Raw genomic sequence first — 11,170 nt, 5'->3', positions numbered from 1 at the left:
AATGGCGTCTGCACAACGGGCCTTTTTTCCGGCATCGGCCAATGTCATGCGCGCAATACGCCGCAGCTTTCGCCGATCATTCTTCGCCCATTTGGCCAATAGACCAAGGGATTGCATCTTTAGGATATGAATCAACTTGTTGATTTCAAATGAATTGCATCGTTCTCAACTTTGCTCCATCAGGGGTGGCTGACATTCTCGACTAAAGTCAGCCTGCAGCGTTGCAGGGCCTTGTCTACTGTCAGATTCGAGTTGCCAAGTTTCCTGTCATGCCTTGAAAGGCGCAGGAAATACCCATCAACCGCCGAGAAAGGATCATCCGCTGACGGGTGGTCATCGATCTCCGGATCGCCAATCACTCCACTTCGCCAATCACAATAACAATGCGAGAACACCATCATGAAGGAAGCGAATGCCAAGGCGTATTGGTCCGCCAATATCAAACTGATCATGGGCTATCTCGTGGTCTGGTTCGTGGTGTCCTATGGATGCGGGATATTGCTGGTGGACGTGCTGAACAACATCCAGTTCTTCGGTTTCAAGCTGGGCTTCTGGTTTGCGCAACAGGGGGCGATCTACTTCTTCCTCGCGCTGATCATTCTGTATGCCCGGTCGATGAACAAGCTCGATGAGCGCTTCGATGTTCACGAGCAATGAGTCAGTGACACGCCGGGCACAGGCCGCTCGTCGTGACGCGCCGTTGTGTGAATAAGAACAATATGATCGACATCGCCAAGGACACTGCCAATGGATGTTCAACTGCTGACCTATCTGTTCGTGGGCGCGTCATTTGCGCTCTATATCGGGATCGCGGTGTGGTCGCGCGCCGGTTCCACCAAGGAATTCTATGTCGCCGGGGGTGGCGTTCACCCCATCGCCAACGGGGCAGCGACCGCCGCTGACTGGATGTCGGCGGCCTCGTTCATCTCGATGGCGGGCATCATCGCCTATGTCGGCTATGACGCCTCCGTCTACCTGATGGGCTGGACCGGCGGCTACGTCCTGCTGGCCATGCTGCTGGCGCCGTATCTGCGCAAGTTCGGCAAGTTCACGGTGCCGGACTTCGTCGGTGACCGTTACTACTCCAGCGTCGCGCGCACCGTGGCGGTGGTCTGCGTCATCTTCATTTCCTTCACCTATGTCGCCGGTCAGATGCGCGGTACCGGCATCGTCTTCGCGCGCTTTCTCGAGGTGGACGTGAACGTCGGCGTGGTGATCGGCATGGCGATCGTCTTCTTCTATGCGGTACTCGGCGGCATGAAGGGCATCACCTATACCCAGGTGGCCCAGTACTGCGTGCTGATCTTCGCCTTCCTGGTGCCGGCGGTGTTCCTGTCGATCATGATGACGGGCCACGTGCTGCCGCAGACCGGTTTCGGCGGCACCCTGGTCGATGCCCAGGGCAATGACACCGGCGTCTATCTGCTGCACAAGCTCGATCAGGTGGTGACCGATCTCGGCTTCCGCGAGTACACCGAGGGTTCCAAGTCCACCATCGATGTCTTCTTCATCACCGCCGCGCTGATGTGCGGTACCGCGGGTCTGCCCCACGTCATCGTGCGCTTCTTCACGGTGCCGACGGTCAAGGATGCGCGTATCTCCGCCGGTTGGGCGCTGTTCTTCATCGCACTGCTCTACACCACTGCGCCGGCCGTGGGTGCCTTCGCGCGGGTGAATCTGGTCGAGACCGTCAACGAGACGGCCTATGAGGAGCTGCCGGGCTGGTTCTACAACTGGGAGAACACCGGGCTGATCGGCTGGGTCGACAAGAATGGCGACGGCATCATCCAGATGCGTGGCGGTGATCCCTTCGCGGGCAAGCCGAGCTACGAAGGCAGCGCCGACAGCCAGGCGGCCCGCGGTGAGTACGGTCAGCGTCTGGTGAGCAACACGCCCACCGACAACGAGAGCGAGGTCTACATCGACCGCGACATCATCGTGCTGGCCAACCCGGAGATCGGCAACCTGCCGGCATGGGTCATCGCACTGGTGGCGGCAGGTGGGGTGGCGGCAGCACTCTCGACGGCGGCCGGTCTGTTGCTGGTCATCTCGTCGGCCATCTCGCATGACCTGCTCAAGAAGACCTTCAAGCCTGATATCAGCGAGAAGCAGGAGCTGATGGCGGCACGCATGGCGGCGGCCGTGGCCATCGTGATCGCCGGTTACTTCGGTATCAATCCGCCAGGCTTCGTGGCGCAGGTGGTGGCCTTTGCCTTCGGGCTTGCGGCATCGAGCTTCTTCCCGGTCATCCTGCTGGGGATCTTCTCCAAGCGCATGAACAAGGAAGGTGCCATCGCGGGCATGCTGGTCGGCCTGGTCTTCACCTTCAGCTACATCGTCTACTTCAAGTTCATCTCGCCGGAACTCAACAGCGCCGAGAACTGGTTGCTGGGTGTGTCGCCGGAGGGGATCGGCTCGCTGGGCATGGTGCTCAACTTCGTCGTCGCGGTCATCGTCTGCAAGATGACCCCGCCGCCGCCCGAGCACATCCAGCATATCGTCGAGGACATTCGTGTTCCGCGCGGGGCCGGAACAGCAGTGGATCACTGATTCAGGCAGCAGGGCCTGTTCGCGCAGCACGCAGCATCGGCGCGAACAGGCCCCCGTTTCCCGAAGCCCCGTCTTGCACCTGCAGGCGGGGCCTCGTGGTTTGAGGGCTCGTGCATCGATCAGCGCTGCACGCGCATAGGGGAGTCGCTGTCATGCAAGCGTCACTGGTGGATATCGCGTTCGAGGAGCCGCCGTTCAGTCTGCTGGATGAGCGTCTTCGGCAACGGCTGGCCGAAGGGGTGGACCTTCACTATTTCGAGGCGCTGGCGCAGCCGCTGGTGCCGGGGGCCGTCGGTGAGGCGGTCTACATCATTCACAAGGGCGAGGTGGCGGAACTGGCCGCCGATTCGGCACTGCCGGACGCCGCCACGCTCGACAAGGCGCAGCGCGAGGGGCTGGATGCCTGGGTCAGTCTGCGCATCGGTCATTACACCGCGGGGGACCTGTTCGGGGCGCTGACGCTGCTCAATGGCCATTGCCGCACCCGTTTCGTCTGCGAGCAGGAGACGCTGTGCTATCAGCTGCCCGCACAGCTGTTCTTCTCGCTGTGCGATGAGTGTCCTGCCTTCGGTGAGTACTTCCAGCACAGCCTGAGCGACAAGGCGCGGCTGTTGGCGGCGCAGCGTGACACCCGTCAGGGCGCGAGTCGCGACCAGGCGGGCTTCATGCTGGCGCGGGTGATGGACTGCATGCGTCCGCCGCTCAAGCTGGCGGCCAGCGCCAGTATCGAGCAGGGCGTCAAGGCCATGCAGACGGCAGGGGCGGACAGCCTGATCATCACTGTCGAGGGGCGTCAGGGCGTGGTGACGCGCACGGACCTGCTCAATGCGCTGGTGATCCAGGGCTTGGCTGCCAACCATCCGCTCGCCTCGCTGGGCAGCTTTGCGCTGGTGGCGGTCACGGCGGAGGAGTATCTGTTCCAGGCGCTGGTGCAGATGACCCGCCACCGGGTCGCGCGGGTCGTGGTCAAGGAGCGCCTGACGCCTGACGCGGCGGTCGTCGGGGTCATCGAGCTGACCGACGTGTTGGGGTTCTTCTCCAATCGCAGTCAGCTGGTGAGTCTCGAGATCGAACGCGCCTCTGACATGGTGGCGCTTGAGCAGGCCAGTGCGCGTCTGCCGGAAATGGTCAGGGCGCTGGCGATGCAGGGAGTCCACATGCGCCATGCGATGGCGCTGTTGAGTGCGCTCAACGGACGCCTGATCGAGCGCACCTTCGCCATGCTGGTGGCGGAGGAGCACCGGGCCTCGAGTTGCCTGATGCTGATGGGCAGCGAAGGGCGCGGCGAACAGATCCTCAAGACCGATCAGGACAATGGGCTGATCATCGCCGATGGCCACCAGTGGCCCGAAAACGAGGACACCCTGCAGCGCTTCAGTGACGCCCTGGCGGGTCTCGGCTATCCACCATGCCCGGGCAACATCATGGTCTCCAATCCGGAGTGGGTCGCCACCGAGTCGCGCTGGCGCGGCAAGATCGCACGCTGGTGCGCCGGACGCGATGGCGAGGCGCTGATGAATCTGGCCATCGTCTTCGATGCGCGCGCCAGCGGCGGCAATGAAGCGCTGGTCGACAGCTTGCGCGGACACCTGGTACGCCACGCCACGCGCGATGAACTGCTGCTGTCGCACTTCGCACGCCCGGCGCTGCATTTCTCGACCCCGCTGACGCTGTTCGGCTCCTTGCGCTCGCCGCGACACGGCATCGATATCAAGAAGGGCGGCATCTTCCCCATCGTGCATGGCGTTCGCACCATGGCGCTGGAACGCGGAGTGATGGCCACCGGCACCTTCGCGCGGCTTGAGGCGCTGGTCAGTGATGGGCGTATCGAGGCCAGCGACAGCGCTGACCTTGCCGAGGCGTTGTCCCTGTTTGCCGAGTTGCGTCTGCGCCAGCAGCTGCGCCATCTGGAAGAGGACGAACACGGCGCGAGCGGGGCTAGCGACGCGCGCAATGATGGCCAGGACCAGACCACGGCGGCGCGGGAGGCGGGGAGTCGCAACCTGATCATCACCCAGTCGTTGTCCTCGTTGGAGCGTGATCTATTGCGCGATGCCTTGAGTCGGGTCAAGGACTTCAAGCAGCGGCTGTCACATCGTTATCACCTGGAATACTGAACCGGCCTCAAGGTCGAGGGGAGGTGGCATGTTCGAACAACTGAGACGCGCCAGTGATCGTCGTCGTCATGCGCAGGGCGAGTTCGCCGAGCTCTTTCGTCCCTGGCATGCCGCCGAGCGAGGCGGGGAGCGAGTGGCGCTGGACTGCGAGACCACCAGTCTCGATGTCGGCCACGCCGAGCTGGTCTCGCTGGCGGCGGTGCGTTTCGATGCGCGCCATATCCATACCTCCAGCGCGCTGTCGCTCTATCTGCAATGCCCGCAAGGGCTGCAGGGCGACTCGATCCGCATCCATCGTCTGCGCGGTATCGATCTGCATGGCGGAGAAGCGCTGGGCGATGCGCTGCGACAGCTGCTGGAGTTCATCGGCAATCGTCCGTTGGTGGGCTGGTGCATCGACTTCGATGTCGCGGTGATCAACCGTCACCTGCGGCCACGCTTCGGCTTTGATCTGCCCAACCAGCGTCACGATCTGGCGCGCGATTACGCCCGGCGCTGCAAGCATGAGCAGCCGGACGCCGCCCCGGACCTGCGCTTCGAGGCGATGGCTGATGCCCTGGGCGTGCCGGTGATCGGTCGCCACAGCGCGCTGGGGGACGCCGTGACCAGTGCGCTGATGGCGCAGCGCCTGATGCAGGCACCGCTGTCGCCCTCGCTGGCCAGTCAGGCCTGAGCGAGGCTTATGTCAGGAGCTTATGGCAGGGGCTTGTGTCAGGGGCCTGGGCAGGCGCTGAGTAGGTGCTGGATGCGTGTCAGGCCCAGTATCAGACGCCTCATCAGCCGACATCATCCTCAAGGCTATTATTCCAAGGTCTGTTGCCGGAATGTCCAATGGCCGGGCTCACTGCCTTTGTCCACACTGGCACCCATACGACACGCCCACTGCGGCGAGAGGTCGACTCTGATTACACGCCAGTGCACTACCGGCCAGCAGGACGGCCAAGCCATGCAGGATGCAAGACCGAGCAGCTTTGATAACCATAATGAAGCGGCGACAGCGAGCAAAGGCCATGCGTGACAAGGACCTGCTGTCAGCCAGCCTCTGTCAGGCCTGAGGACGGCATCATTCTCTTCAGGATCGTCATCACTGCGCCAGGTGATGACTGTCGGGCCCCGGGCATCTGCTCGGGGCCCGGCTTCAGATAAGGCATCCGCCCACGATTGCCTTCCTTATGACTCAGGGGTACTTGCCCACGAGGTGCGACATGCTGATCGCGACCAATACGCTGTTGATTCTTGGCCTGGCCATCGTGCTGTTTGCCTACGGCCTCTATATTCGCCGGACTCAGGACATGCGCGGTGTGCTGATGTTCTGGTCTCGCAAGCTTGCGCTCACTGCGCTTGAATTCAGACTGCAACGCTTCGGTATCCTCGTGATGCTGGGCGGGGTGGTGATCCGCTATCTGGAAGTGCTGCGCCTTTTCTAGCTTGCACGGACGTCCTGCAAGCGCCGCTGTTCCCCACGGCGCATGCCACACGCCAACGCCCGCTGACTGCGGGCGTTGGCGTATCTTGCGTCGGCGTCACGCCACCTTTTCAGATAGGGGTAGGCCGCCCCGCCTGAAGCACGCTGCCTCTGTGACCGTCTACTGGCCAATGCTAGACTGTGCGCCCTTCCAAACTGCCAGCCTGATGCCCCATGTTCACACCCGATAGCGAGCTTTCGTCCAGCCCCACTGATGCGGCCACTGCCAAGCGCGAACTGAACAAGTTGCAGAAGCGCCTGCGGCGCAATGTCGGTACCGCCATCACCGATTACGGCATGATCCGTGATGGTGACAAGGTGATGGTGTGCCTGTCCGGGGGCAAGGATTCCTACACCATGCTGGATATCCTGATGAACCTGCAGCGCAATGCGCCGGTGCAGTTCACGCTGGTGGCAGTGAATCTCGACCAGAAGCAGCCCGGCTTCCCGGAACATGTGCTGCCGGCATGGCTCGAGTCGGTGGGCGTCGAGTACCACATCCTCGAGCGCGACACCTATTCCATCGTCAAGGAGAAGGTGCCGGAGGGCAAGACGACCTGCGGGCTGTGCTCGCGCCTGCGTCGTGGCTCGCTGTATGGCTTCGCCGCCGAGATCGGCGCGACCAAGATCGCCCTCGGTCACCACCGCGATGACATCCTCGAGACGCTGTTCCTGAACATGTTCTTCGGTGGCAAGCTCAAGACGATGCCGCCCAAGCTGCTCTCCGATGACCAGCGCCATATCGTGATTCGCCCGCTGGCCTATTGCCGTGAGTCCGATATCGAGGCCTATTCCAACGCGCGCGAGTTTCCGATCATTCCCTGCAACCTGTGCGGTTCGCAGGAGAATCTGCAGCGTCAGGTGGTCAAGGAGATGCTGCAGGACTGGGAGAAGAAGCATCCGGGGCGGCTGGAAACCATGTTCCATGCCGTCACCTCGGTGGCGCCGTCACATCTGGCAGACCGTGACCTGTTCGATTTCGCCGGCCTGGATGAGCAGCGTGACCGCTTCCAGGCCTCGCGCATCGATGCGCTGGACATGAGTTCCGAGCAGGCCGGCATGGCCGATGATCTGTTCGAGGCCGAGCGCCGCGTCAAGCCGCTGGCCGACTCGGCGGCCTCGCTGGGGCATGAGCTGTAAGCCACGCGCCCCTGGCCGTCGTCAGACATCATGAACGCCACCTCGCTTGCGGGGTGGCGTTCTGCGTTTCAGGTGGTCGGCCTTGATGGATGGCGCATCTAGCGTGAGGCAGGGTTGAAGGCCCGCGACCATTGTCGTCTCGCTTGCTGGCGCGACAGTCCGCATGCTTTGGTCATGTCAGGTGACTGAAGGGCAGGGAGGCGGCGATGGGCAATGATGTGGACAGTGACGAGCGCGGCAATGGCCAGCAGGGCCAGCGACTGGCGGCGACCGTGTTGCATGGCTTCGATGAATATCGATCACGCTTCAAGCAGATCTCCAGTGATGCGCGGCGGCGCTTCATCGAGGCCGACTGGCGTGAGGCACAGCAGGCCTCCGCCGCGCGTATCAACCTCTATGACGAGAAGGTCGCCGCCACCATGGAGCGGCTGGAGCGCGCCTTCGAGCCCGACCGCCTGTGCGAATGCACCCTGTGGGGCGAGGCCAAGCGGCAGTACATGGCGCTGATCGATCAACGCCTCGACTACAAGCTGGCCGAGACCTTCTACAACTCCATCTTCTGCAGCGTGTTTTCCCATCGTCACATCCGCGATGACTGGATGTTCGTCTCGCCATCCCGCCAGAGGCCGGCACGCCATTCCGGCTTGAGCATCAGCCATCGTGTGCCGGTCGAGGGTGACTGGGCCGGGGCACTCGAATCCGTGCTCAACGAGGCGCCGCTGGGGATCGCCTTCGAGCATCAGGGGCGCGATGTGACGCTGGGCGCCGAGATGTTGCTCGCGACGCTGCCTGAGGTGGTGCGCGATGCGCCGGACGCCGCCTTCGAGATGCTGCGCAGCGTCTTCTATCGCAACAAGGGGGCCTATCTGGTCGGGCGCATCGAGGGCGGCGGCCAGACCCTGCCGCTGGTGTTGCCGGTGCTGCATACCGAGCGCGATGGCGTCTATCTGGATACCGTGATCATCGAGCCGGAAGAGGTTTCGATCATCTTCTCCTTCACGCGGGCCTATTTCCAGGTCGAGATCGAAGTGCCCGGCGAGGTGGTCGGGTTCCTGCAGACCCTGATGCCCGAGAAGCCCATCGGAGAGCTGTACGCTGCCATCGGCTTCTACAAGCATGGCAAGACCGAGCTGTTCCGCGGCCTCAACCAGCATGTGGCGAGTCGCTCCGATCAGTTCATCATCGCGCCGGGCGTGCGCGGCATGGTGATGGCGGTCTTCGTGCTGCCCAGCTACCGGCTGGTGTTCAAGCTGATCAAGGACCGCTTCGCCCCCGGCAAGGACATGAGTCGTGATCAGGTGCGCGAGAAGTACCGTCTGGTCAAACGCCATGATCGGGTCGGGCGACTGGCCGATACGCAGGAATTCTCGAACTTCACCGTCGGCAAGGACCACTTCGACCCGGCCTGCCTCGAAGAGCTGCTGGAGGTGTGCAGCTCCTCGATCAGCCTGCGCGGCAACAAGGTGCTGATCCGTCACTGCTATACCGAGCGCATGATGACGCCGCTCAACCTGTATCTCGAGGAGTGTGACGCCGAGGAAACCCGCGCGGTGCTCAATGATTATGGCAATGCGATCAAGCAGTTGGCTGCCGCTGACATCTTCCCCGGCGATATGTTGCTCAAGAACTTCGGCGTCACGCGCCACGGGCGGGTGGTCTTCTATGACTACGACGAGATCAGCTACCTGACCGAGTGCAACTTCCGTGAGATTCCCGAGGCACGTTACCCTGAGCAGGAGCTGGCCAGCGAGCCCTGGTATTCGGTGGGGCCCAACGACATCTTCCCCGAGGAGTTCGGCCCCTTCCTGTTTGCCGATATTCAGCTGCGCAAGCTGTTCTACGAGCTGCATCCCGAGATCTTCCAGGCCAGCTGGTGGCGTGGCCTGCAGGACGCCATCGCGCAAGGGCGCGTGATCGATGTCTACCCTTATCGCAACAAGCGGCGCTTCGGTGTCGATCGCAGTCAGGATTTCATCGATGACTGAGTGTGATCGCCATGCCCGCTGTTCGATCCTGTCCAACGCCAGAGAGAGTGCTAGATGAGTGAAGGCTTCAAGGACCCCGGTGCACGTCACGGACGCCATCTGGTCGTGTTGAGTGGCGCCGGCATCAGCGCCGAGAGCGGCCTGCGCACCTTCCGCGCCGAGGATGGCCTGTGGGAAGAGCATCGTCTGGAAGACATCGCGACGCCGCAGGCCTTCCGACGTGACCCCCAGCAGGTGCTGCGCTTCTACGATGACCGCCGCACCCAGGTACGCCGCGCCAGGCCCAACGCGGCCCACAAGGCGTTGGCTGAGCTGGAGCAGCACGGCTTTCGCGTCTCGGTCATCACCCAGAACATCGACGACCTCCACGAGCGAGCGGGCTCGCGCGAGGTCGTGCATCTGCATGGCGAGATTCTCAAGGCGCGCTCCAGCGTCGACCACGGCCTGCGCTATCCCTTGCCGCGTGGCGGCATTCGCCTCGGGGACCTGTGTGACAAGGGCAGTCAGCTGCGTCCGGACGTGGTGTGGTTCGGTGAGGCGGTGCCGCTCTACGCGGTCGCCGAGGAGATCGCCGCCGAGGCGGACCTGCTGTTGATCGTCGGCACCTCGCTCAAGGTCATGCCGGCGTCCAACCTCTATGCAGCAGCACCGCTGGACGCCCCCATCGTGCTGGTCGACCCGAATGCCGATGAACTGGCCGAGCCCGGCGTGCTGCCGCTGGCCGAAAGTGCCGGTCAGGCGGTGCCGCGCCTTGTGCGCCATTGGTTGTATCAGGGCCACCTGGGGCTGCCTGATACGTTATGATGCGCGCCTTCAGGCCTGCCATGGGAGGCGGGCCAGCAATTTCCGGGAAATCGATGCCCCGGGCGACCGAAAAGTGAAAAGCATGTTCGAGACGCTGAATCGTTTCTTCCCCTTGTGGGCGCTGGTCTTTGCCGGCATCGCCGTGGTGGCTCCGACGCCGTTCGTGGCGCTCAAGGACACCATTCAGCCTCTGCTGGCGCTGATCATGTTCGCCATGGGCCTGACCCTGTCGCGTGACGACTTCATACGCGTGGCACGTCGCCCCGGCCCGATCGCGCTTGGGTTGCTGCTGCAATATAGCGTGATGCCGCTGGCCGCCTTCCTGATCGCGCGTCTGCTGGGGCTGGACCCGGCGCTGACGGTGGGCATGGTGCTGGTCGGCGCCACGGCAGGGGGAACCTCCTCCAACGTGATGACCTGGCTGGCCGGCGGACACGTGGCGCTATCGGTCTCGATGACCATGGCCTCGACGCTGCTCTCCATCGTGATGACGCCGCTGCTGACCTGGTGGCTGCTGGGCACCGATATCAACGTGCCGGTCAGCGGCATGTTGCTGAGCATCGCCAAGCTGGTGGTCGCCCCCATCGTGCTCGGCGTGGTCGTGCACCACTTCGCGCGTGATCTGATCCGCGAGTGGGAGTCGGCATTGGCGAGTCTGGCCATGCTGGCCATCGTGCTGATCATCGCCATCGTGGTCTCGCTCAACGTCGGGCGCCTCGCCACGCTGGGCCCGCTGGTCGCGTTGGCGGTCGTGGCACACAATGCCATCGGCCTGAGCGCCGGCTATGGCCTGTCGCGTCTGTTCGGGCTGGATGAGCGCACTTCGCGCACCATCGCCATCGAGGTCGGCATGCAGAATTCCGGCCTGGCGGCGTCACTGGCCAGTCAGTTCTTCTCCGCCACGGCGGCCCTGCCGGGGGCGATCTTCTCCATCTGGCACAACGTCTCGGGGTCGCTGCTGGCTGGCTACTGGAAGCGTCGTCCGCCCAAGTTCGTGACCGGCAGCAAGCACCGCTACGAGGTCTGATCCCGCGAGTTGGCCGCCTGAGCTGTGATAGAGGAATAGGAGAAAGGGACGCGCATGCTAGAATGCGCGTCCCTTTTTCTTT

At 63.1% G+C, this 11,170-nt stretch carries 9 protein-coding genes; all 9 read left to right on the top strand.

Translation table 11 applies throughout. The annotated features are described in order from the left end of the window. Positions 1 to 399: 399 nt before the first annotated feature. The 9 genes from CLAM6_RS14995 to CLAM6_RS14955 all read left to right on the top strand — a co-directional run bounded on the left by CLAM6_RS14995 (position 400) and on the right by CLAM6_RS14955 (position 11,088). Entirely contained in the window at positions 400 to 657 is a 258-nt protein-coding gene (locus CLAM6_RS14995; protein WP_043333789.1) for a DUF4212 domain-containing protein, read from the top strand. Between the two features lie 90 nt (positions 658 to 747). Then, a complete protein-coding gene (locus tag CLAM6_RS14990; RefSeq protein WP_054556853.1) occupies positions 748 to 2,550 on the top strand; it encodes a sodium:solute symporter family protein in 1,803 nt (600 codons plus the stop codon). A 152-nt stretch (positions 2,551 to 2,702) separates the two neighbouring features. Beyond that, the gene (locus tag CLAM6_RS14985) at positions 2,703 to 4,667 is read left to right on the top strand and encodes a DUF294 nucleotidyltransferase-like domain-containing protein (protein ID WP_242007696.1); all 1,965 of its coding nucleotides are present in this window, start codon (positions 2,703 to 2,705) and stop codon (positions 4,665 to 4,667) included. Positions 4,668 to 4,695: 28 nt separating this feature from the next. After that, entirely contained in the window at positions 4,696 to 5,340 is a 645-nt protein-coding gene (locus tag CLAM6_RS14980) for a 3'-5' exonuclease (RefSeq protein ID WP_131432712.1), read from the top strand. 532 nt (positions 5,341 to 5,872) lie between these two features. Then, on the top strand, positions 5,873 to 6,094 hold the full coding sequence (locus CLAM6_RS14975; RefSeq protein WP_043333792.1) for a hypothetical protein: 222 nt from the start codon (positions 5,873 to 5,875) through the stop codon (positions 6,092 to 6,094). Positions 6,095 to 6,306: 212 nt separating this feature from the next. Beyond that, positions 6,307 to 7,272, top strand: coding sequence for a tRNA 2-thiocytidine(32) synthetase TtcA (ttcA, locus tag CLAM6_RS14970; RefSeq protein WP_082388814.1), 966 nt, complete (start codon positions 6,307 to 6,309; stop codon positions 7,270 to 7,272). A 206-nt stretch (positions 7,273 to 7,478) separates the two neighbouring features. Continuing rightward, positions 7,479 to 9,257 carry a bifunctional isocitrate dehydrogenase kinase/phosphatase gene (gene aceK / locus CLAM6_RS14965; RefSeq protein WP_153636533.1) on the top strand — a complete coding sequence of 593 codons (1,779 nt, stop codon included), beginning with the start codon at positions 7,479 to 7,481 and terminating at the stop codon, positions 9,255 to 9,257. A gap of 54 nt (positions 9,258 to 9,311) precedes the next feature. Continuing rightward, positions 9,312 to 10,061 carry an SIR2 family NAD-dependent protein deacylase gene (locus CLAM6_RS14960; RefSeq protein WP_052384572.1) on the top strand — a complete coding sequence of 250 codons (750 nt, stop codon included), beginning with the start codon at positions 9,312 to 9,314 and terminating at the stop codon, positions 10,059 to 10,061. Between the two features lie 82 nt (positions 10,062 to 10,143). Continuing rightward, positions 10,144 to 11,088 (top strand): bile acid:sodium symporter family protein, encoded by a 945-nt coding sequence (locus tag CLAM6_RS14955; RefSeq protein WP_043333793.1) that lies wholly within the window; start codon positions 10,144 to 10,146, stop codon positions 11,086 to 11,088. Positions 11,089 to 11,170 lie beyond the last annotated feature (82 nt).

The organism is Cobetia sp. AM6, assembly GCF_009617955.1.
Classification (GTDB): Bacteria; Pseudomonadota; Gammaproteobacteria; order Pseudomonadales; family Halomonadaceae; genus Cobetia; species Cobetia amphilecti.
This window is presented reverse-complemented; position numbering and strand designations above follow the sequence as displayed.

What these genes read in the sequence shown, in the direction of transcription:
- CLAM6_RS14995 (WP_043333789.1), top strand. Translation starts at nt 400, where the DNA reads ATGAAGGAAGCGAATGCCAAGGCGTATTGGTCCGCCAATATCAAACTG.
- CLAM6_RS14990 (WP_054556853.1), top strand. Translation starts at nt 748, where the DNA reads ATGGATGTTCAACTGCTGACCTATCTGTTCGTGGGCGCGTCATTTGCG.
- CLAM6_RS14985 (WP_242007696.1), top strand. Translation starts at nt 2,703, where the DNA reads ATGCAAGCGTCACTGGTGGATATCGCGTTCGAGGAGCCGCCGTTCAGT.
- CLAM6_RS14980 (WP_131432712.1), top strand. Translation starts at nt 4,696, where the DNA reads ATGTTCGAACAACTGAGACGCGCCAGTGATCGTCGTCGTCATGCGCAG.
- CLAM6_RS14975 (WP_043333792.1), top strand. Translation starts at nt 5,873, where the DNA reads ATGCTGATCGCGACCAATACGCTGTTGATTCTTGGCCTGGCCATCGTG.
- ttcA (WP_082388814.1), top strand. Translation starts at nt 6,307, where the DNA reads ATGTTCACACCCGATAGCGAGCTTTCGTCCAGCCCCACTGATGCGGCC.
- aceK (WP_153636533.1), top strand. Translation starts at nt 7,479, where the DNA reads ATGGGCAATGATGTGGACAGTGACGAGCGCGGCAATGGCCAGCAGGGC.
- CLAM6_RS14960 (WP_052384572.1), top strand. Translation starts at nt 9,312, where the DNA reads ATGAGTGAAGGCTTCAAGGACCCCGGTGCACGTCACGGACGCCATCTG.
- CLAM6_RS14955 (WP_043333793.1), top strand. Translation starts at nt 10,144, where the DNA reads ATGTTCGAGACGCTGAATCGTTTCTTCCCCTTGTGGGCGCTGGTCTTT.